The organism is Cupriavidus sp. KB_39 (genome assembly GCF_052114485.1).
Taxonomy (GTDB): Bacteria; Pseudomonadota; Gammaproteobacteria; order Burkholderiales; family Burkholderiaceae; genus Cupriavidus.
This window is the reverse complement of record NZ_JBFREV010000015.1, coordinates 82586-103860: the sequence shown is the minus strand read 5'-3', so window position 1 is coordinate 103860 and position 21275 is coordinate 82586. Positions and strand designations below refer to the sequence as shown.

Here is a 21275-nt window from a genome sequence, read left to right as displayed (position 1 = left end):
GCCTCCGGCCGAAGCCGGAGGACTCACTCGGACTTAGCGACCGGCATTCACGTTCGCCTGGACGTTGACGCTTTGCTGCACCAGCGACGCCATGCCGCTGTTCTGGCTGGCGATCATGACGCCTGCGGCGGATTGCCCGACGCTGGTCATGGTGTTGGACATGTTGAAGGCGCCAGCATCGACGACGTTGTAGCCGCCGTTGCCGCCAGCGCCGCCCACTGCACCGTTGCCGGTACCGCCCGCGCCGCCATTGCCCACGCCACCGGCGCCGCCTGCACCGCCCGTGCCCGATGCGGCACCCACAGCGCCGTTGCCGGCCGTGGCGCTACCGTTCGAGGCCGACGATGTGGCGCTGCCATTGGCCGCCGCGCCGCCCGTGCCGCCGTTGCCGGCAGTGCTGGTTTGCGCGCCGCCTGCGCCGCCCGAGGCCGTTGCCGCGCCAGCCGTGGCCGTTGCCGCACCGCCCGTGCCTGCGCCGCCGGCGCCGCCCGAGCCCGTGGCCGTGCCGCCCACTGCCGTCGAGGTGCCCGTGCCGCCGGCCGCGCCTGCGCCGCCCGTGCCCGAACCCGAGCCGCCCGTGCCGCTACCGGCACCACCGCTCGCCGATACCGCACCGGTCGTGCCCGTGCCGCCTGCGCCGGCCGTGGCCGTGCTGGAGCCACCAGCGCCATCGCCGCGCTCTCTGGCCGCGCTGCCGGCACCGCTGCTGCCGCCCAGTGCCGCGGCTGCGCCCAGTGCCCCSCCGCCAGCGCCCAGTGCGCTGCCGCCGGCGCCCAGTGCGCCACCGCCRCGGCCACCGTCGCCGCCAATCGCGCCGCTGTAGCCGCCGCCAGCACCCGCAAGGGCCGAGCCGCCACGGCCACCCACGCCAAGGCTGGCGCTGAGGGAGCTGCCGCCGCTCGCGCGGGCGTTGCCGCCATCACCGGCGCTGCCGCTGGCGTTGCCGCCACGACCGCCATTGCCTGCCGTGGCGCTGCCATTGGTAGCCGCGCCGTTGGTAGCGCTGCCGTTGGTGGCGCTGCCGCCCGAACCGCCCGAGCCGCCATTGCCGCTATTGCCGCCGTTGCCGCCATTGCCGCCGCTGCCGCCTTCGCCGGTCCCGCCAACCCCACGGCCGCCTGCACCACCCGTAGCGCCATTGGCATTGCCGCTGTTGGTGGCATAGTTGCCGATGTTGCTGATGGTATTGCCGGACACCGTGCCGCTGAGTCGGCTGACGGCGATGGCCTTGGTCGAGTTGAAGGAGTTGGCGATCGACGACGTGGCCGTGCCGCCATTGGCCGCCGCGGCATTACCGTAGCCATCCACGCTCTGGCGAACGCGGGTGCTGACGCGGGTGGACGTCTTGTTGAGCGTCAGCGTGGCGGTCCTGTTCGAAGTCCTGTTGGTGGTAGTGGTGCTGTTGTCCTGAGTCGCAGTGGAATTTTCGTTGGCGTTGGCGCCATCGCCTTGGGTGGAAGTTGCGGTGGCGGTCTGCGTGTTGTCGCCCTCGCCCGAGTCGTTGTTGGTTGTCGGGTTCGCATAGGCCTGGCTACCAAAGAAGGCCAATGTGATCGCCGACGCCAGTAATGTCTTTTTCATACGATGCTCCCAGGAAGTTTGTGCTGCGGCTCAGCCTCCGGCCGGCGCTCTCGAGAACATCGGCTGGAGGTTCAGGTCCGGCACGGGACCAGACCAGCCTCCCCTTGCGCACAAACAGTGCCAGCGGGCGCCCCGCGCCGTGTAATCCGTTGAAATACAAGGGCTACCAACCGGTGACCGGGAACTTTTCTAGCGGCCACCCATCTCCGGCGATGCTGCGATGCTGTGAACCGCAGTAGACATGTCACACCGTTGAGACACCGCCAGCCGCATGGCTGCGTGGGGGCCCSGTGCAATTGCGAAAAAACCGTGATTTTTCAGTGGCTTGGCGCGRCGCCTAGGGGAACCCCGCAACGCTGCGGCCCGTTACGGCGGTGAAACAGCCGGGCCGAGGTGACCGCTACGCAATCACATGGCCTGTGCGAAGTGCCTGATATGTCAAGAATTGCAATCCCTGATAGGCACCCTACCCCGCGCCCCGGCGCCAGTGCGACGTGAGCACCGGCTTTCAGAGGGAATCCCGCCCGGCGGCGGGCCTTTCTTGCGCGCGCCGCGCCGGCGATGCGGGACCGCAACAAATGCGGGCGTACGGAGTGCTCAGAGCGCCGCCAGCCTGTTTCATGCTAGGCTCTATGTCTGATTTAACGTACATTAGTCTCGTCTAGGACTTGTCAGCGCATCCGCAAGGGAAACCATGAGTGAAGCCGTCGTTCCCCTGTATCACCAGATTTACGTAGTCCTCCGCCAGCAGATCGTGGAAGGCCGTTTCGGGCAGGGCCCGCTGCCGGGCGAGATCGACCTCGCCAAGCAGTTTCACGCCTCCCGCGTGACCATGCGCCGCGTGTTCGACCGCCTGGTGCAGGAAGGTCTCGTGCGGCGTCATCGTGGCCTGGGGACCTTCGTGAACCCGCATCCGGTGAAGCCGGCCGCCACCGAAGAGCGCACCACCAGCCTGCTCGGCAACATCATCGACATGGGCGAGAAGACCGCCGTCAAGGTGATCTCGATCGACGAAGTGCACGCCACCCCCGATGTGGCCGAGGCGCTCAAGATCGAACCGGGCGACCCCGTGGTGAAGGTCGTGCGCGTGCGCCACTACCGCGACCGTCCGCTCTCGCATATCACCGTCTACCTGCCCGTGGACCTGGGCCGCCCGCTGCAACGCAAGGATCTGGAAGGCACGCCGATCCTGCGCCTGCTGGAGGCCGCCGGGGTGGAACTGGGCCGCGCCAGCCAGGTGCTGACCGCGCGCCTGGCCGACGTGGTGGTGGCCCCGCTGCTCGACGTCCCCGTGGGCGGCGCGCTGCTGGCCGTGCGCCGCGTGGTGCTCGACAAGGCGGGCCGCCCGGTGCAGCTGCTGCTGGGCCAGTACCGGCCCGACCGCTATGAGTACCGCATGGACCTGTCGCCGATGGGCGGAGACAGCGCCAACGTGTGGGTGGAAAACGAGACCCGCACCGGCCTGCGCGACTGMCCCCCCTCCTGTCCACTGCCGCGCGCGGCGGATTCCGGGCGATACTGCGCACTCCTGATCACACTGTCGAGGAGCTACCGTCATGCCAGTCGTCCGCCCGCGCGCGCACCAGCTCGCTTGTCCGCCTGCCTGTCCGCCCGCCCGCGCTGCTGTTCTTCGCCCCTTCCACCGTCTGTTCCAACACCTTCCCGCCGCGCTGATGGCTTCGGCCTCGGCGGCGCTGTGCGTGGCACTCGTGCTGCCCGCCGGCGCGCACGCCGCGGTAGCCGGCGGCAAGCCGATCCGCATCCTCGTGGGTGCGCCGGCCGGCGGCACCACGGACACCCTCGCGCGCACCATCGCCCAGGAAATGTCGCAGTCGCTGGACCAGCCGGTGGTGGTGGAGAACCGTCCCGGCGCCGGCGGCAACATCGCGGCGGACATGGTGGCCAAGAGCGCGGCCGATGGCAGCACGCTGCTGATGAGCTTCACCAGCCATACCATCAACGCCACGCTCTACAAGAAGCTGCCGTTCGATCCGATCCAGGATTTCACGCCGATCACGCTGGTGGCCACGGTGCCGAGCGTGCTGGTGGCCACGCCGAAACTGCCGGCCAACAACATCCCCGAACTGATCCGGCTGGCCAAGTCCGAGCCGGGCAAGCTCAATTTCGGCATCGGCTCGGTTGGCTCGTCGGTGCATCTGGCCGGTGACATGTTCAAGATGATGACCGGCACCTATATCGTCAACATCCCCTACAAGGGCACCACGCCGGCCATCACGGACCTGCTCGCCGGGCAGGTGGACCTGATGTTCGCCAGCACGCTCAACGTCGCCCAGCACGTGAAGGCGGGCAAGCTCAAGGTGCTGGGCGTGACCAGCCCCGCGCCGCTGCCCCAGTTCCCGGGCGCGCAGCCGATTGGCGCGACGGTGAAGGGTTTCGAGTCCAGCGCGTGGTTCGGCCTGTTCGGGCCGGCCAACCTGCCGCCGGAGGTGACCCAGGCGCTGTATCAGGCCGCGCGCCACGGGCTGGAATCGCCAGCGGTGCGCAAGCGGCTCGAGAACGACGGCGCCCAGCCGAGCGCGATGGCGCCGGACGCCTTCGCCACCTTCGTCAAGCAGGACGTGAAGCGCTGGGCCACCGTGGTCAAGTACTCGGGAGCCCAGCCGGAATGACGCTGCCGAGCGGCCACGCCGCCGAGCCCCCCGCCSCCCCGCCGGCCACGCTGGCGCAGAAGCTGGTCGCCCGGGCCGCCGGCGTGGCGCACGTCACGCCCGGCACGGTGGTGATGTGCAAGGTCGATCTGGCGATGGCGCACGACTCCAGCGGCCCGCGCCGCGTGGCACCGTTGCTGCGCGAGCTGGGCGTCAAGGTGTGGGATCCCACGCGCTTCGTGGTGGTGACCGACCACTACGTGCCGGCCGCCGACCCCGACGCCGAGGCCATCGTCCAATTTACGCGCGACTGGGTCCGCGAGGCCGGCATTTCGAACTTTATCGATGGCCAGGGCATCTGCCACGTGGTGCTGCCCGAGCAGGGCCACGTGCTGCCGGGCCGCTTCATCGTCGGCGGCGACAGCCACACGCCCACCGGCGGCGCGTTCGGCGCCTATATGTTCGGCATCGGCGCCACCGAGATGGCCGGCGTGCTGGCCACCGGCGAGATCTGGCTGCGCGTGCCGCAGACCATCCGCATCGACTGGCGCGGCGCGCTGGGCACCGGCGTCTGCGCCAAGGACATGATGCTGTTCCTGTGCGCGCAGCTCGGCATGGCCGGCGGCCACTACGAGGCCATCGAGTACACCGGCGCCGCCGTCACCGCCCTGCCGATGCAGGAACGCATGACGCTGTGCAATATGAGTACCGAACTGGGCGCGCAGACCGGGCTGGTTGCGCCGGACGCCACCACGCTCGCATGGCTGGCCGAAGCCGGCGTGGATGCCACCGCGCTGGCCGCCATCGACACCCGCCACTGGCGCAGCGACGCCGGTGCGCCGGTCCTGACCACCCATTGTTTCGATGCCAGCACGCTCGCGCCGCAGGTGGCCGCGCCGCATTCGCCGGCCAACAGCGCGCCGGTGGAAGTCAGCGCCGGCCAGCCGGTGGAGATTGCCTATCTGGGCGCCTGCACCGGCGCCAAGCTCGAGGACTTGCGCATGGCCGCCAGCGTGCTGCGCGGGCGCAAGGTGGCGCCCGGCGTGTCGCTGCGCGTGGCCCCGGCCTCCCTGCGTGACCAGGAACAGGCCGCGCGCGAAGGCACGCTGCAAGTGTTGACCGATGCCGGCGCCGCGCTGCTGCCCAACGCCTGCAACGCCTGTGCCGGCTATGGCGCGAGCCGCTTCCCGGCCGGCAGCCACGCCATCGCCTCCACCGCGCGCAACTTCGCGGGACGCATGGGCGATGCCGGCAGCGAAGTCTGGCTGGGCTCCCCGATGACCGTAGCTGCCAGCGCGGTGACCGGGCGCATTACCGATCCCCGCACGCTGCTCGCCTGACTCGCTGCACCCGCATCATCCGTAGCATCCCCATAAAAACCAGAAAGAGACAGACAACGCGTTACATGCCCCCCGCCCCCGAATTCCCCCTGCCGCAAGCCGGCCGGATCTGGCGCTTTGGCGATGATGTCGATACTGACGCCATGGCGCCCGGCACCTATATGAAGGCCGGCATCGACGTGCTCGCCCAGCATTGCCTGGCCTCGCTGCGGCCGGAGTTTCCGGCCTCGGTGCGCCCCGGCGACCTTGTCGTGGCCGGCAGCAACTTCGGCATGGGGTCGTCGCGCGAGCAGGCCCCGCAGGCGCTGCGCCACCTCGGCGTGGCGGCCGTCATCGCGCCATCCTTCGCGGGACTGTTCTATCGCAACGCGCTCAATCTTGGCCTGCCGGTGATGGTGTGCGCCGAGGCGGCGCTACTGGCCGATGGCGCGCGCGCCACGCTGGATCTGGACGGCGCGCGTATCCGGCTCGAAGACGGCACGCACCTGGCGTGCGAGCCGATGCCGGACTTCCTGCGCGCGCTGCTACGGGCGGGTGGGCTGGTGCCGCACCTGAAGGCCCGGCTGGCTGCCCGCGGCGGTGATCGCTGACAACTGCGCCTCACGCAGCAGGGTCAGCGCCTCTTCGTCACTGGTCTGCGTGAAGTCGAGGTAGAAGGCGCCCACGGCGCCGAAACTGTCCGGGGTCTTCAGGCACACCACTTCGTCGGCCACTTCGCGCAGCGAATCGAGCCCGTCCGCCGCCCCGACCGGGGTGGCCGCCACGACCCGCGCCGCGCCGGCGGCCCGCACCGCGTGCAGGGCCGCGCGCATGGTGGCGCCGGTGGCCACGCCGTCATCGACGACAATCACCTGCCGCCCCTGCATCGCCGTCACGGCGTGCCCGCCGCGATAACGCTGCTGGCGCCGGCAGATCTCGTTGAGCTGGCGGCCGCGCTCGGCATCGAAGGCGCCGGACTCCACCGAACGCTGCGCCCACGGATCGTCATTGACCACGGTATGCGGCTCGCCGCCGCTGGCATCGCCCTCCACCACCGCGCCCAGCGCCAGTTCCGGGTAGCCGGCGGCGCCGATCTTGCGCACCAGCAGCACGTCCAGCGCGCCGTCCAGCGCGCGCGCCACCTCGAAAGCCACGGGTACGCCACCGCGCGGCAGCGCCAGCACGAGCGCCGGCTGGCCATCATCGGTATGGCCCATCCCGCGTTCGGCGAGATCCCGGCCCAGATAGGTGCCCGCCTCGCGGCGGTCGGCATAGCACGGCGGTAGTGTCATGGCGTGCTCCCGCAGGCGTTGGCGGTGACTGGAAGGACAGGGGGACAGGCGCCGCGAGGGAGCGGCTCCCCAGCCCACTATAGACCCGTCACGGGAAGGCGGCGGCGCTTTCTGGGGCGAGTGATGGGGGAAGGGTGGACCCTATCGGCCCGATAGGTCCCGACGATTGATGGCGATCGTGAAATAGTGTTTTGAGGCGCGCCCCGATGATCGATACGCATTGCTTGCGTAGGATTCAACCCGTGGCGGCGATCCCGCCCGTCGAACTTCCAGACCCCGGCGCCCAGAACGCGCCATTGACTTGAGCGAGCGTTACCGTGAATCCGCAACAGACTTCCCGCACCGACGACCAGACCGCCCAGCACGACCTGGACCTCGACATCCCCTTCGGCTCGCTCGACGCAGCCGCCATGGCGGAACTGCCCTACACCTTCCGCCAATCGGGCCATTGCACGCGCTACTACAACGAGTTCTTCGGCTGAAGCCAGCCTCCGGGGCCCTAGGCCTCGCGTGGCCGGCAGATCATGAAGACTTGCGAACTGAGCCACCACGGCAGCTGACGCAGGGGGCTGGTGGATTCGGCTTCCACGTCGAAGCGCATGCTCACCTGCGCGCGCAGCTTGCGGAAGTCGAAACCCTTGTGGGTATGGCGGGGATTGTCCGGCCGCGTGACCGGCAACCCCATCAGCGCCCGCAGTGCCTCGCCCGGCGTGTGATCCATGCGTAACGTGCGCTCGCTGACCATGCCGTTGAGCAGCTTCGGCACGATGGCGACGCCATACATCACCGGCACCGAGATGATCAGCGTGCCGCTGGGGCGCAGGATGCGCAGGGCGTCGTCGAGGAAGGTGTCGACCTCGTCCGCATAGAGGTGCTCGCAGACTTCGAACGCGGTCAGCATGTCCACCGAGTCRGCGGGCTGGGCGTCCATTTCGGCCAGATAGCGGATCTCGGGGTAGTCCGGGGTCTTGTAGGGGTCGAGTCCGGCCAGCGACAGGTCAGGCCGCGCCTGGCCAAGCCGGTGCAGGAACAACCCCGGCCCCGCGCCGAAGTCCACCACCGTGCCGCCGTGCGGGCAGCGGGCGGACACCATGCCGAGGCCCAGCGCGATCCGGCTCCGGTGCGCAAAACGTGCCAGCGGGTTGGACGCGTTGATGGTCTGCTTGTCGTAAGTGATCTGCATGGCCCGTGTCTCCCCCTGGGTTGCCGCATGGCAGTTTCCTGCATTCTGGCGAGGGGAGGCGCGCGGCCTCTGTGCGATCCGACACACGGAAATGCCGGGGCGGCCTGCCCGCCCCGGCGCCCTTCAATACGTCTTGTAGGGCAGGAACTTGCCGGACATCTCGATCCGGACGCGGTCCCCGTTGGGGTCCGCTTCGCGCTGGAGGTCCATGCGGAAGTCGATGGCACTCATGATGCCGTCGCCAAATTCCTCATGGATCAGCGCCTTGAAAGTGGTGCCGTAGACGCTGACCAGCTCGTAGAAGCGGTAGATCAGCGGGTCGGTGGGGACCTGGGTGGGCAGGGAGCCCTTGTAGGGCACGGTGCGCAGCCACGGCTCGGCTTCGGCGGGGAGGTCGAAGATCTCCATCACGGCGCGCGCGCCGGCTTCGTCGAACACCATCTGGCCCAGGCACGCGGCCGTCGTCCATTCCTTGCTCTTGCCCACGCGCTCGGCCACCTGCGCCCAGGAAATCCCGCGCCTGACCTTGGCTTCGATGATCAGATCGGTCACGTCACTGCGATTCATGTTCCCTCCGTTGGTATTTGGCATTGGCCCGGGAGAGAACGGCGGATGGGGTCACGGCACGCTGGAGCGCTCCATGACCGCGACGGCATCGCCCCTGTCTTCGAACTGCATCCGCGCGAAACGCGGCACCGACAGCGGGCTCAGGCCTTCGAGCGCCTGCAGGATCAGCACGATGAACATGACCGGCATGACGTCCTCCCTCGGGAATACGGCGAACAGACTGGCGCAAGCTTCGTGCCACGCGCGCGGCCCCGGAATCGGCTGCCGATGACGCACCGTGGGGCGTTTTCGGAGACCGGCGAGGGCGTCGGCGCGGGGTGCGCACCGTTGCGGGGAAGCCCGCCGTGCGGGGCGCACAGGCTGAAGCGTACCCGTTTCTGCGCGAAGCGTGGCGACGTCAATGGATCAGGACAGCGCTGCCCCCGGGGCAAATCTTTGCAGCAGACATTTCCGATGTAACGCCACATTACCCTGGGCCTTGCGGCCAGCCCCGCCGCGGGCGTAGGCGTCACTTCGCCGCAAAGCCTTATCCGACAAGGGCTGGCGGGCGATGGGCCAAGCCGATTGGGAGGCGTTTTCGCCGCATCCGGCGCGAAGACTGCCTTACAAGTGCAACCGCGCGGGGCGGGGGTGCGTCGCTACAGTGAAGCCGTGTTCAACGCGAACCGCCACCGAGCGAATCGCATACGGAGTCCCACATGAAACGCGCCATCGCCCTGACCCTTTTGCTGGCCACCACGAGCGCCCTGCTTTCGGCCTGCATCGTCGTGCCGCCGCGCGGCGGCCATTACCACTACCACGACCGCGGCCGCTATTGATCGGCCACGGCGTCGGACTTCATCGAACAAACCCAATCCCGCAGCTTGCTTTGCCCGACCGGATGACCCGGTAGAAGGAGAACCACCATGAAACGCCAACTGATGCTTGCCGCCGCTGTCCTTGCCGCCGGGAGTGCCTTCGGGCTGATGTCGCCCGCCCAGGCCCATGGCAATGGCTACGACGACCGCCCGCCGCCGCCGCGCCATGAAGTGCGCCCGGCGCCGCGGCCCGGCAAGGTCTGGGTGCCCGGCCACTACGACCGCGTGCAGGGCAACTACGCCTGGCGCGGCGGCTATTACCAGGCGGCGCGCCCCGGCTACCGCTATGTGCCGGACCGCTGGGTGCAGAGCCCCCGCGGCTGGGTGAGRCGTCCAGGGTATTGGGCGCGCTAAGCGTAGCCATTGAATAAGGAAACGGGCCGGACCATGGGCATGTGGTCCGGCCCGTTTCCTTTTCGTTTCCCTTCCTTTTCCTATTCCGGCAATCGGTCCATTGGGCTTTCAGCCCTCCCCCGGGAGGTGGGGTGTATCCCCACGAAGGTGGGTGGCAAGCCGGGCGCCGCCCCCTTAACACCCTCGATTACTTTCCTCCGGAGGTGGGATTTCACTCTCATCCTTTTGCACTAGGCCACGAGACTCCCCACGAAAGGAGAACTGCTCCTGCCGCCATCCGCCAGTCATTTTGTAATGGTTGCAAAACTGGCGCATAAAGCAGACTTTCGTTAATGCCATACCCCCCAGTCGGGTGAGCTTTTTCCATTTATCGTGTGTCTTTTATTCAATATGGTTGCAGTGGTGAAACATATTCGGGACCGCCTGTATCAGGCCTGCAACCGGGCGGCCAGCCTGTGCCAGATGGCGTTTGGCGAACATCGCCGCCCAAACGCATGAGGGGTGGCTCGGTTTAGCAACGGATTATGAGTTCGTTTTCATTCCACCTCAGCAGACGCTGAATTCCACCCGCTTGCTTTCGGATGAACCAGCCCATAAGATGAATTTAAGCCGAATTTAGGAGCGAGATTTTTTCGGGTTAGGGTTCGGGTCAACCTTCCGGTCGCGCGGCAAAGTCCAATCTCACAACTGGACATCGACTGACACGGAAGCACGGGGTTCAAGCGGTCTTCGCGGCATCTGTCATGGGTGGCCGCCCTGCCGGTGATATTCCCTTACGCAAAGCGCCCGCAGCTCACCCGCCAACGGGGAGTGAAGAATAATGAACGCCTTGCTGATCGAGGAGCATCCACTGCTCCGCCTCGGGCTGTTGCAGATGCTCGAAACCATCCAGGAATCCGGACATGTACTGGCGCTTGCGCCAGCCGACATCGGCAAACTGGACACCCCACWCCGCAATGCCGACCTGCTGGTCTTCGGTATGCCCGCCGACGAGTTCGCCGGCTGGACACAACTGGAACTGGCGCGCGAACGGCTTGCGCCGCAACGCATCCTGGTGCTGTCCGACCAGCTGCCGCTGCATGCGCCCACGGCTGACGCCGCGCGGGGTATCTGCGGCTGCCTGCCGAAATCGGCCTCGCTGGCCGTGATCGAAGCCGCCATCCGGCTCGCCATCTCCAGCGTGCAGGGCCTGATGTTCGCGGGCGATGCCCTGCCGGCCGCCGTGGCGACCGCCCCGGCCGCCTCGCGTTCGGCGCTGCCGGCCACGCTGTCGCTGGCTTCGGCTGCGCCGCTGCCGCTGACCGCCACGGTGCAGACCGATCCGCACGCGCTGGCCGCCTGCGCCGCCACGCCCCGCGCCGCAATGGGCGCCCTGCGTGCCACGGCCCAGCCGCTGACCGAGGACGAACCGAGCTACGACGAAGCCGAGATGCTCAAGATCACGCCGCGCCAGTACGAGGTGCTGGTGCTGCTGGCACGCGGCTATCCGATCAAGACGGTCAGCCGCATGCTCAATATCTCGGTGGCCACGGTGAAGAGCCACGCCTGCACGCTGTACCAGCGCCTGAAGGTCAAGAACAAGGGCGAAGCGGTCTACGCCGCGCTGCAACGCGGCGCCACGCTGGACTGGGTCAGCGGCGACGAGCGCGCCACGCGCGCGGCGCCGGCGGTACGGCGCGAGGCGTCCTTCCCCACGCAGCCCGGCATCTGAGCCGCGTTTGCTCCCCCCTCCCCGGGGCTCCCCGCGCGCAGGCGCGGGAGCCGGGGAGTGAGTGAGCGAGCGTACAGACCCCGGTGGCCGCGCCTCCCAGACTGACGAAGACAGCCGCACAGGCTGCAAACGACGATACGGGCACCAGCCCGACGGGAGAAATCGCCATGTCAGCCAGCTTCCTGCCGACGTTCTCGCTGTGCATCTGCACGCGAAACCGGCCCGACGACCTGCGCCGCGCGTTGCAATCGGTCCAGACCTCCACGACGCCCGTGCACCAGCTGATCGTCTCCGACGACAGCACGGATTACCGCACGCGCGACATGATGCTGGGCGAGTTCCCGGCCATCACCTACGTCGAAGGGCCGCGCCGCGGCCTCTGCGCCAACCGCAACCGCGCCCTGGCTGCCGCCACGGGCACGCACGTGCTGTTTATCGACGATGACGCCACGCTGGGCGAGACCTTCCTCCAGCAGATGGCCGAACGGCTGCTCGACGACCACGTGCACCACGTGGCCGCCGGCGGGCCCGCCAACCGGCTGATCCTGACCGGCACCGAGGTCTGCCACGGCGAGCGCGTCCGGCCGCACAAGGGCGCCTTCCTCGGCTTCCAGCAGCACAACTACCGCTGCGGCGAGCGCATGTACTCGATCGTGATCAACAGCACCGTGTTTCCGCGCGAGCTGTTCGAACACGTGGCCTTCGACGAGCAGCTGGTCTATGGCTACGACGAGATCGACCTGGCCAGCCGGGCGGTGTTCAAGCACAACTTCCGCATCGAATGGCTGGCCAGCGCGGCCAATCATCATTTCCCGTCGCCAGCCAACCGCGACTACTACCGGCCGTTCCTGCACGCCTCGCGCATCTACACCACGTTCAAGCGCTATGGCTGGAGCGAACGCCGCCCGGCCAAGGCCGCGGTGTTCCTGATGGCGGCCGTGTCCCACAACCTGGCCCACAACGTGCGCCAGCAGGGGCTGCGCGGCGTGGCTGAGGCGTGGCGCACCACGCGGCTGGCCTGCGGCTACATCCACCGSCACGCGCGCGGCGCGGGCACCACCGGCGGCGTGACGCCGATAACCGCCGACTCGGCGACCGGTTCGGCAACCGGTTCGGCAACCATCACGCCACGCTGATCTATCTAATTAGTCAGGAAGGAAGTCAGACGGCGGGCGCGTCCTGCGCCACGCCGTCTCGGCGTGCCACGTCGGCCACGATGCGGTCCACGGCCGTGAGCATGGCCTGGGGGGAGAAGCGCGCCACCGCTGCCGCGCGGGCGCGGACGCCCATCCGGTCGCGCTCGGCGGCGTCAGCCAGCCGGGTCAGGGCCGCCGCGAGCGCCGGGGCATCGTCGCAGGGGATCAGGATGCCGGTCTCGCCATCGTCGACGATCTCGGTGACACCACCGGCCGCCGTCGCCACCACCGGGCGCGCCGCCAGCATGCCCTCCACCACCACACGGCCGAATGGCTCGGCGCGGGTCGAGGCATGCACCACCACGTCCATGCAGTGCATGAGTTCGGCCACATCGGCCCGGAAGCCGGTGAAATGGACGCGCCCCGCCAGGTCCGGCTGCGCCGCGCGCTCGCGCAGCGACGCCTCGTAGGCGTGCTCGCCGAACAGCGCCCCGCCCACCACGACCATGGTGGTGTCGGGCATGCGCGACACCGCATCCATCAGCACGCGATGGCCCTTCCAGGACGTCAGCCGGCCGAACAGGCCGACCACCAGGCCCCGGGCGGGCAGGCCGTTCGCCACGCGCAGCGCCATGCGGTCGCGCTGCAGCGCGGCGTCGAACGGCGCGGGATCGATGCCGTTATGCACCACGTCCACCGGCACGCCTTCGCCCGCCAGCCTGCGGAACGCRTCCGCGCTGGCCTGCGAGTTGGCCACCACGCGCGAGAGCCCGCGCGACAGCCAGCGGATCGCCAGTAACTGCGTGCCGCCGAAAAAGCTGTCATCGACGATATCGCGCAGGTGCCAGACCACCGGGCGGCGATGCAGCCACTTGCCGAGCACGCAGACCGCCATGGCGCGCTGCGTGTTGGCGTAGACCACGTCCGCGCCAGCCGCACGCCGGGCCACGCGCCGCACCAGCGAGGGCAGCGCCAGCAGGCCGCGCAGCGCGCTCGCGCCGAATCCGCGCTGGCGCAGCGCCGCCACGGCGTCGCTCGCCTCCACGCGCACCACCACGCCCTGCGCGGCCARGCGCTCGCGGAACGGGCCGTCGGCGAGCAGCACCACCTCGCTGTCATGCCGGCGATGCCGCGCGATGTCGAGCAGGCTGAGCTGCGCACCGCCGATCTCRCCGCTCTGGTCGACGAACAGCACGCGCCGTGCAGGCGACGGCTGATGGTTGCCCGTCCTGGCGCCATGGGCCAGCAGGTCTACGTGCAGCATACGTGGGGGGTCCTGTTCAGCCATGGCGCGCAAGCTCCTTGGCGGGCTCGGTCACGCCGGCGACGGGAAGGGGGGCATGGGGGRCGTGCTGGGGCGGTCGCGCCYCCGCCAACTGCTCGGCCAGCAATTCGGTGTAGATGGCGCCGTAGTCGCGCTCCACGCGGTCCACGCGCAGCCAGTCGATGTCCTGTGCGGCGCGCGCGCGCCAGCCGTCGAGCGTGTCGCGGTCGCGCAGCAGGCTCGACAGCGCCTCGCCCAGCAGCCGGGGCCGCTGGGCCGGCACGATCAGGCCCGCCGCGCCGTAGCCGAGCGCCTCGGGCACGCCACCCACCGCCGTGGCGACGATGGCGCAGCCCGCCTCGCGGGCTTCGCTCAGCACCAGCGGGAACGACTCCGAGTGCGAGGCCAGCACGAATACGTCGGCGGCCCGCATCCACGGCCGGGGGTCGCGCGCGAAGCCGGGCAGGTGCACGGCGTCGCTGACGCCCAGATCCTCCGCCAGCTGCACGCAGGCGGCGCGGTCCGGGCCGTTGCCGACCAGATAGAGCTGCGCGCCCGGCACGGCGCGGTGCACATCGGCGAAGGCATCGATCAGATCGAGCACGCCCTTGCGCGCGTAGAGGCCGGATACCGTGACGATCGACGGCCCCGCCAGCGTCTTTCGTGCCGCCGGCAGGCGCGCCAGCCGGGCCGAGCCGATGGTGCCGTTGCGCACCACGCGAATCTTGTCCGCCGGAATGCCGCGCCCGGTCATCGACGCCGCCACGGCGCCGCTGACGGCCACCACGCGGTCGCCCAGGCGCATCAGGTCCGAGCTGCGCTGGAATTCGTTATGGACCGTGGTCACCAGCGCGTAGYGCCCGCCGCCCGCGCGGCGCGCCAGCGCSCCGACCAGCGCSCCRGACACCATATGCGCRTGGACGATGTCCGGCGTGGTCTCCCGCGTCAGGCGGCGCAGTTCGCGCACCGCCAGCGGCAGCGCGAGCGGCTTGCGCTGCGCCAGCGTCACGTGCCGCACGCCCGAGCCGGCCAGCAGTTCGCCAAACCCGCATTCGGCGGAGGCGATGGTGACCGCGTGCCCGGCCGCGGCCTGCGCCACCGCCAGGTCCACCATGACGTTCACGATGCCGTTGCCGACATCGCGGGCGTGGTTGGCCAGGTGAAGGATCCTCATGTCTTCCCTTCGTGGTTAGCGGGCGCGGCGACATCCGGTGCCGCGCCATCGGGCGTGGGGCGCGGCGACACGCGCCGCCAGGCCGACTTCGCCACATCCCGGAACGTAGCCGAGCTGTGCAGCGACCATCCCATGTTGCAAAGGGCGAGCGCCGTGCCCGCCGCCAGGCAAGGGAGCCAGCCGTCCACGTGCGATGCCAGCAGCAGCGCCAGCGAGACGAACACCAGGTGCGGCGCCATCTCATGCACCAGCGGCCTTGCGCGCATGCCGCAGAGCCGCAGCAGCGCCGCATACTCGGCCACCCCGCGCACCAGCACCGCCATCACCGCACCCTGGATGCCGAACACGTAGACCCCGCCCCACAGCAGCAGCGCAAACGCCGGCAGCAGCAGCAGCGACACGTGCGCCACACCCGCCTCCTTGCCTTGGGCCAGCATGAGGTTGCGCGCCACGGTCGTCTGTCCGCCAAGCCACACACCCAGGATCATGATCCGGCCGATCTCGCCCGAGCTGGACGACAGCTCCTGCCCCACCCACGAGCGCAGGAACGGCTCCAGCACGAACAGCGCGCCAATCGTCACCGGCGTGAGCAACGTCTGGAGGAAGCCGAGCGCGTGATGGGCGATCTCCACCGCCTCCTCGCGCGGGGCGGCGGCCAGGCGCGGGAACAGCGTGCGCGAGAGCGCACCCGAGAGCAGGTTCAGCCGGGACACCAGGTTCTGCGGCACCGCGTAGTACGTGACGAAGCGCGGCGGCTGGAGCGCGCCGACCACCACGCGGTCCAGCGACTCGCCGATCATGTTGGCCGCCACGGTCAGCTGCAGCCAGCGGCCGTAGCCGAACAGCGCGCGCACGCAGGCGCGCTGGGCCCGCTGGACGGTGTCGATCTCCAGCACCCGCACCGCCGCCACGCCCAGCATCAGCGCACTGATGGCCCGGGCGATCACCGCCGTGCACAGCGCCACCTGCAGGGTTGGCGCGAACACGAASGCCGCCGTCACCGGCAGCACCTGGAACATCACCGTGCCGATGGTCTGGTTGATGTTGAAGACCGAGAAGCGCTCTGCCGCGCTGATGGCCCCGGCGAACACCAGCGCCACGTTGCCGACCGGGATCGACAGCGCGATCCACGGCAGCGCCCGCGTCACCTCGTTCAGCAGCGCCTCGGGCGCGTGCGTGGCCCAGTGGAAATAGGCGCCGGCCACGCCCCACAGGATCACCGCGCCGATCAGCCCGGTGACCAGGCTGGTCCAGAGCGCGCTCCAGAACGTCAGGGCGATGTCGGTGCGGTCGGCGACGGCCAGCGCGCGGGCGATGCGCTTCTCGCCGGCCAGGCTGATGCCGAAGTCGCACAGCGTGAAATAGCCCACCAGCACCCAGACCAGCGTCATCACGCCGAAGCGGTCCACGCCCAGCACCTTGATATAGAGCGGCACGGTGACCAGCGACACCAGCGTCGGCAGGGCGAGCCCGGTCAGGTTGATCAGCAGGTTGCGCCGCAGGGTGACGTCCATCATGGCCGTTTCGCCTCCCCGGCCGATGCCGCCGCCACCGCCGCCGGGCGCCACCGGTACATCAGGTTCTTGCCGCGCGCGTCTTCCTCGACGAAGACCACATACTCGCCATTGGGGCGRCGCAGCGCGGTGATGCCCATCGGCACATCGACCCAGCCGCTCTCGTTGCCGACCTCGCCGCCCGGCGTCATCACGCCGATATGCCGGCCGGTGCGGTTCTCCAGCACCCGCACATGGGCCTTTTCGGCCTCGACCAGGAACATGTAGTCGCCGGCCACGGCGATGCCCTCGATGCCCTGCGTCGGGCGGCGGCCCGGCAGGCTGTCCAGCTCCACCACGTAGCGCGGCTTGCGCACGGTGTTGCGGCTGGTGCCGCGCCAGTTGTCGTAGCGCGCCACCACGCGCCCGATCGAGTCCCACTGGCCGGGGTCATAGGGCTTGGCGGCCGTGGCGCCGGTCAGGTACATGGTGTCGGTCTCCGGGAAATATTGCAGGCGCTGCACCTTGGTGAACGGCGCCGGCATCKGCTCGCGCTCCACGGTGTCGAAGCTGTAGTCGGGATTGCCCTGGCGGTCCAGCCCGCGCAGGCGGAAGCGGCGGATGCCCTGGTCGTAGGAGCCGGCCCAGACGTCGCCCCGGTCGTCCACCCACCAGGCCTGCATGGCGGGGGCGTCGCGGCCGCTGTTGCGCTCGAACTCGTTGGCCTGGAAGCGGGAATCGCCGTTGTCGTCGTGCCAGATCCATTCGCCCGATGGCGGCTGGAACGGCGGCCAGTTGCCTTCGATGCGCCGGGTCGAGATGAACCCCGCCGGCACGGCCAGTTCCGAGCGGGCCGGATCGAAGCGATAGATCTTGAGGTACTTGGCGTGGCGGTCCGTGAAGAAGCCGAACAGCCGGCCCTGGATGCGCCGCATCAGCGGAAAGCCGCGCCCCTCGGGGCCCGCCGCGAAGGCGGCGTCCTGCGGGTAGCGGAACGGGTCCTGCGTGATGCCGGTGTAGCGCCACTCGCTGCCGGGGTCCATGTGGTCGAAGTCGAGCCGGAAGCGCCGGGTGCCGGTGTAGGCCCAGCCGGGGTCGCCCGGATCGACATGCACGGTGTCGAGGAACAGCAGGCCCTCCAACCGCCAGCGCGGCTTGGCGTCCGGCGTGTAGCTTTCGAGCACGGCGCCGAAATGGTAGGGGCGATGGCCCACCGGGCGCGGGCCCATGCCGCTCATCGCCACGTAGATATTGCCCTTGCGATCCAGGCCCACGCTGGTCAGGCCCTGGAAGCGCAGCGGTCCCACGCTGCCCGCGCGCGCGCCGTTGCGGGTGCTGTAGGCGCCGCCGCGCTCGCCCAGCTCGCCCGCCGGGGTCACGGTGTTGCCCTCCACCTGGAACCAGAGCAGGTTCTGGTTCGGGCCGTTGTCGGCGATCAGCAGGCGGCCGTCCACGCCCACGGCGATGTCCACCGGCAGGGTGCCGGCCGGCAGCGGCACCTGCGCGGTGCGCTTGCCGTCGGCRTCGAAACGCACCACCTGCCGGCCCTGCGTGCCCGCCGTGCGCAGGATCACCCACAGGTTGCCGGCGCCGTCCGGCGCCATCTTGCCCGGCTGCTCGGCCTCCCAGGTGCCCAGCCGGCGCATGGTGCGCGTGTCGAAGCGGTCGATGCGGTTGCGCAGCGGCGTGGCCGCATAGAGCACGTTGTTCTGCACCGCCAGCCCGCGCACGGCGGCGTCCTCGCCCTCGCGCACGGCGGTGATACGCAGGAAGCTGTTCAGCACCGGGCTCGGGTTCACGTCGTCGGCATTGCCCACCCCGCCCTCGAACGGCGCGCCGCGCGACAGGTGGTCGAGTTCGCGCCGCATCAGGCCGAACCAGACCGTGTTCTTCTCGGGATAGCCGGGCCGGTTGGCCAGCTTGCCGCCGGCATTCTCGATGCGCGCCGCCGTAAAGGCGTAGCCGTCGCCCACGGCGATCGCGTCGCCGCCGAAGTTGCCCCAGCCGTGGGTGTGGTCGCCCACGCCATCGACCTTGCCGTCGCGGATGAGCGTGATCTCGCCGCCGGCCTCGTCCCACTCGGTGTTGGTCACCACCACACCCTCCGGCGTGACGGCGATGTCCTCCACGGCGTTGGGCACCCAGCGGCCATTGCCGAACCCCAGCGTATTGCCGACCCAGGACGTGCGGTAGTCGAGCCCCGCCGCGCCCACTGGTGTGCACAGCAGCAGCAGGACGATCAGCCCCAGCGTGGCGAGGAAGGAACCGAGACAGGGACCGAAACGCGTCTGGCCTGGCCGGGGCACGCACGCGGGCGGCACCCGGTGCGCATCAGCCATCGCGCCACCCCGCAAAGCCGTCGAGCTGGTCATCGCGCACGGGCTGGGAGGCATCGTCGCCCCCGCCGGACGACTTCCCCCCGGCGGCGATGGCCCGCGCCCGCGCCACGAAGCCCAGCAGCGCCTCGCGGAACTGGTCGGCCGARAACTGCTCGGCGTTGAGCCGGCAGTACTCGGGGCGGAACAGTTCGGGCTGGCGCTCGAAGCGCTCCACGGCGTCGATAATCGCCGGCACGGTCTGTTCGGCAAAGAACAGCCCGGTGGGCATGGCGCTTTTCTCGTCGCGCACCGTCTCCAGCGCGCCGCCCCGGCCATAGGCGATGACCGGCGTGCCGCAGGCCTGCGCCTCCACCACCGAGATGCCGAAGTCCTCCTCGGCCGCGAACAGGAAGGCCCGGGCGTGCTGCATGGTGCGGCGCATGGCCTCGAACGGCAGGTGGCCCATCACCTGCACATTGGGCCCCGCCGCCTGGCGCACCTTGTCCAGCTCCGGGCCGGTGCCGACGATGATCAGCTTGCGGTCCGGCATCTTCGCGAAGGCCTCGGCGATCAGCGGCACGCGCTTGTACGGCACCAGCCGCGACACCGTGACGTAGTAGTCCTCGCGCGGGCCGCCGGGAACGAAGGCTTCCACGTCCACGGGCGGATGGATCACGCTGGCATGGCGGCCGTAGATCTTGCGGATGCGCCGCGCCACGAACGCGGAGTTGGCGATGTAGTGGTCCACGCCATCGCGCGTGCGGGCRTCCCAGTTGCGGATGTAGTGCAGCAGCAKGCGCGCCAGCACCGAGCGCAGCCCGTATTGCAGGTTGCTCTCGCGCAGGTACTGATGCTGGAGGTCCCACGCATAGCGGATCGGCGTGTGGACGTAGCTGATATGGAGCTGGTCGGGGCCGGTCAGCACGCCCTTGGCCACCGCGTGCGAGCTGGAGATCACCAGGTCGTAGCCGGACACGTCGAGCTGCTCGATGGCGAGTGGCATCAGCGGCAGATAGCCGCGATAGCGCGTGCGCGCGAACGGCAGCCGCTGGATGAACGAGGTGGTGACGGGCCGCCCCTGCAGGAAGGCGCGTTCCTCGGCGAAGTCGATCAGGCTGAACACGTCCGCCTCGGGATAGCAGCGCAGGATCTGCTCGAGCACCCGTTCGGCGCCGGCGTAGGCCACCAGCCAGTCATGGACCACTGCAACTTTCATCTTTACTCCCTCGATCCTGCTGGCCTGTTCATTCGCATTGATTGACCGCCTCGCGGTACACCTGGGCCACCTTCGCCGCGATGACCGGCACGTCGAAGCGCTCGCGCACGTAGCGGCGGCACGCGTAGGCGTCCGGCAGCCGCAGGTTGCCGCGCAGCGCATCGGTCAGGCCGGCCGCCAGCGCGCTCATGCCGCTGGACGGCAGCACCAGCGCCTCGGACAGGTCGCGCACGGCCTCGGGCAGCCCGCCCACGGGCGTTACCAGCACCGGCGTGCCGGCCGCCAGCGATTCCACCGTGGTCAGCCCGAATCCCTCCAGCGAGAGCGTGGGCACCACGCTCACGTCCGCCGCGCGGTAGATCAGCGGCAACTGGGCATCCGGCAGCGCGCCAAGCAGCCGCACGTGATCCTGCAGGCCGATGGCGGCGACGCGCTCGCGCAGTTCGGTATCGAGCGTGCCGCGCCCGACGATCAGCAGCAGCGCATCCGGCACGCTCCGGCGCACGCTCGCCATCGCATCGATCAGATCCTCCAGCCCCATGCGCCGCACCAGCCGGCGCAGCGTCAGCACAATCGGGCGATCGGTCGGCAGGTTCAGCGCCTGGCGCGCGGCGCGGCGGTCCATCGGCACGTTGAAGCGCGCCGCATCGACACAGCCCGGCACGATGCGGATCCGCGCCGGGTCCACGCCGTAGCGCGTTTGCAGCACGCGGCCGAAGGCCATCGACAGCACGATATGGAGCCGGCAGCGCGCATAGACGGCGGCCTCCACGCGATGCTGGATGCGGCTGGCCGCGTCCGCCACGCCCTCGGCCTGGTTCTCGGCGGCCCAGGGGCCGTGGAAATGCATCACGGTCGGGTAATCGCGGATCAGGTCCAGCCCGGGCAAGGTGTAGAGGGCGAAATGCGAGGCGATGACATCGGGCTTCTCCTGCGCCAGCATCGCGCGCAGCGTCCGGCGCGCACGCAGCAGCCGCATCGGCACGCTCGCGTCGGCCGGCGCGAACGCCTTGATGGCGCCGTGGGTGTCGGCCGCCGCCGCGCCGGAGCCGGCCAGCATGCCGCGCACCTCCACCCCGGCTGCCGGCAGCGCGCCGGTCAGCGCGTGGTACATGCGGTCCAGCCCGCCCGCGCGCTCGGGAAACCAGTGCATGCCGATCTGGAACGCGGACAGCGGCGGGCGCGCGGCTTGCGCGAGTTG

Annotated in this window: 17 protein-coding genes and 2 pseudogenes; 8 read left to right on the top strand and 11 right to left on the bottom strand. The window is 69.6% G+C overall.

From position 1 onward, the window contains the following. Positions 1–33: 33 nt before the first annotated feature. Positions 34–1581, bottom strand: coding sequence for a hypothetical protein (locus tag AB4Z27_RS13845; RefSeq protein WP_092294267.1), 1548 nt, complete (start codon positions 1579–1581; stop codon positions 34–36). Positions 1582–2275: 694 nt separating this feature from the next. On the opposite strand from AB4Z27_RS13845, the pseudogene AB4Z27_RS13840 reads away from it, so the two are divergent. The 4 genes and pseudogenes from AB4Z27_RS13840 to AB4Z27_RS13825 form a co-directional block, all read left to right on the top strand. Then, positions 2276–3052: pseudogene (locus AB4Z27_RS13840) on the top strand (GntR family transcriptional regulator); the annotation flags it as partial. Between the two features lie 85 nt (positions 3053–3137). After that, on the top strand, positions 3138–4211 hold the full coding sequence (locus tag AB4Z27_RS13835) for a tripartite tricarboxylate transporter substrate binding protein (protein WP_369823416.1): 1074 nt from the start codon (positions 3138–3140) through the stop codon (positions 4209–4211). Further along, the gene (locus AB4Z27_RS13830) at positions 4208–5530 is read left to right on the top strand and encodes a 3-isopropylmalate dehydratase large subunit (RefSeq protein WP_441644633.1); all 1323 of its coding nucleotides are present in this window, start codon (positions 4208–4210) and stop codon (positions 5528–5530) included. Before AB4Z27_RS13835 ends, AB4Z27_RS13830 begins: the two co-directional genes overlap by 4 nt. A gap of 65 nt (positions 5531–5595) precedes the next feature. Further along, positions 5596–6120 carry a LeuD/DmdB family oxidoreductase small subunit gene (locus AB4Z27_RS13825; RefSeq protein WP_092294261.1) on the top strand — a complete coding sequence of 175 codons (525 nt, stop codon included), beginning with the start codon at positions 5596–5598 and terminating at the stop codon, positions 6118–6120. Here the strand turns inward: AB4Z27_RS13825 and AB4Z27_RS13820 are convergent. Continuing rightward, positions 6055–6801 carry a phosphoribosyltransferase gene (locus AB4Z27_RS13820; protein WP_092294259.1) on the bottom strand — a complete coding sequence of 249 codons (747 nt, stop codon included), beginning with the start codon at positions 6799–6801 and terminating at the stop codon, positions 6055–6057. The genes AB4Z27_RS13825 and AB4Z27_RS13820 overlap by 66 nt on opposite strands. A gap of 317 nt (positions 6802–7118) precedes the next feature. Here AB4Z27_RS13820 and AB4Z27_RS13815 point away from each other — a divergent pair, with 317 nt between their 5' ends. Beyond that, positions 7119–7283, top strand: a complete 165-nt coding sequence (locus tag AB4Z27_RS13815) for a hypothetical protein (RefSeq protein WP_177219905.1) — start codon at positions 7119–7121, stop codon at positions 7281–7283. Positions 7284–7300: 17 nt separating this feature from the next. Here AB4Z27_RS13815 and AB4Z27_RS13810 read toward each other — a convergent pair whose 3' ends face one another. The 3 genes from AB4Z27_RS13810 to AB4Z27_RS13800 form a co-directional block, all read right to left on the bottom strand. After that, complete coding sequence (locus tag AB4Z27_RS13810; RefSeq protein ID WP_255370797.1) at positions 7301–7984, bottom strand: class I SAM-dependent methyltransferase; 684 nt, start codon at positions 7982–7984, stop codon at positions 7301–7303. 123 nt (positions 7985–8107) lie between these two features. Then, entirely contained in the window at positions 8108–8551 is a 444-nt protein-coding gene (gene cynS, locus AB4Z27_RS13805) for a cyanase (RefSeq protein ID WP_092294258.1), read from the bottom strand. Positions 8552–8602: 51 nt separating this feature from the next. Further along, a complete protein-coding gene (locus tag AB4Z27_RS13800; protein ID WP_177219904.1) occupies positions 8603–8740 on the bottom strand; it encodes a hypothetical protein in 138 nt (45 codons plus the stop codon). Between the two features lie 716 nt (positions 8741–9456). Between AB4Z27_RS13800 and AB4Z27_RS13795 the strand changes: the two genes are divergently transcribed. From AB4Z27_RS13795 to AB4Z27_RS13785, 3 genes are all read left to right on the top strand, one after another. Then, positions 9457–9762 carry a YXWGXW repeat-containing protein gene (locus AB4Z27_RS13795; protein WP_092294256.1) on the top strand — a complete coding sequence of 102 codons (306 nt, stop codon included), beginning with the start codon at positions 9457–9459 and terminating at the stop codon, positions 9760–9762. An 820-nt stretch (positions 9763–10582) separates the two neighbouring features. Then, complete coding sequence (locus AB4Z27_RS13790; RefSeq protein ID WP_441644632.1) at positions 10583–11473, top strand: response regulator transcription factor; 891 nt, start codon at positions 10583–10585, stop codon at positions 11471–11473. A 167-nt stretch (positions 11474–11640) separates the two neighbouring features. After that, the gene (locus AB4Z27_RS13785) at positions 11641–12609 is read left to right on the top strand and encodes a glycosyltransferase family 2 protein (protein ID WP_441644631.1); all 969 of its coding nucleotides are present in this window, start codon (positions 11641–11643) and stop codon (positions 12607–12609) included. 25 nt (positions 12610–12634) lie between these two features. Here the strand turns inward: AB4Z27_RS13785 and AB4Z27_RS13780 are convergent, their stop codons facing one another. From AB4Z27_RS13780 to AB4Z27_RS13755, 6 genes and pseudogenes are all read right to left on the bottom strand, one after another. Further along, positions 12635–13873, bottom strand: coding sequence for a glycosyltransferase family 4 protein (locus AB4Z27_RS13780; protein ID WP_441644630.1), 1239 nt, complete (start codon positions 13871–13873; stop codon positions 12635–12637). 16 nt (positions 13874–13889) lie between these two features. Beyond that, a complete protein-coding gene (locus AB4Z27_RS13775; protein ID WP_441644629.1) occupies positions 13890–15047 on the bottom strand; it encodes a glycosyltransferase in 1158 nt (385 codons plus the stop codon). Continuing rightward, positions 15044–16564, bottom strand: a complete 1521-nt coding sequence (locus AB4Z27_RS13770) for an oligosaccharide flippase family protein (protein WP_441591181.1) — start codon at positions 16562–16564, stop codon at positions 15044–15046. Before AB4Z27_RS13770 ends, AB4Z27_RS13775 begins: the two co-directional genes overlap by 4 nt. Then, complete coding sequence (locus AB4Z27_RS13765) at positions 16561–18879, bottom strand: hypothetical protein (RefSeq protein WP_441644628.1); 2319 nt, start codon at positions 18877–18879, stop codon at positions 16561–16563. The genes AB4Z27_RS13770 and AB4Z27_RS13765 overlap by 4 nt, the downstream gene beginning before the upstream one ends. A 97-nt stretch (positions 18880–18976) precedes the next feature. Beyond that, a pseudogene (locus AB4Z27_RS13760) lies at positions 18977–20074 on the bottom strand (glycosyltransferase family 4 protein); the annotation flags it as partial. A 28-nt stretch (positions 20075–20102) separates the two neighbouring features. Beyond that, on the bottom strand, positions 20103–21227 hold the full coding sequence (locus AB4Z27_RS13755) for a glycosyltransferase family 4 protein (RefSeq protein ID WP_255370805.1): 1125 nt from the start codon (positions 21225–21227) through the stop codon (positions 20103–20105). Positions 21228–21275 lie beyond the last annotated feature (48 nt).

Coding starts and splice junctions, on each gene's coding strand:
- AB4Z27_RS13835 (WP_369823416.1), top strand. CDS start 3,138: ATGCCAGTCGTCCGCCCGCGCGCGCACCAGCTCGCTTGTCCGCCTGCC.
- AB4Z27_RS13825 (WP_092294261.1), top strand. CDS start 5,596: ATGCCCCCCGCCCCCGAATTCCCCCTGCCGCAAGCCGGCCGGATCTGG.
- AB4Z27_RS13820 (WP_092294259.1), bottom strand. CDS start 6,801: ATGACACTACCGCCGTGCTATGCCGACCGCCGCGAGGCGGGCACCTAT.
- cynS (WP_092294258.1), bottom strand. CDS start 8,551: ATGAATCGCAGTGACGTGACCGATCTGATCATCGAAGCCAAGGTCAGG.
- AB4Z27_RS13800 (WP_177219904.1), bottom strand. CDS start 8,740: ATGCCGGTCATGTTCATCGTGCTGATCCTGCAGGCGCTCGAAGGCCTG.
- AB4Z27_RS13755 (WP_255370805.1), bottom strand. CDS start 21,227: ATGCACTGGTTTCCCGAGCGCGCGGGCGGGCTGGACCGCATGTACCAC.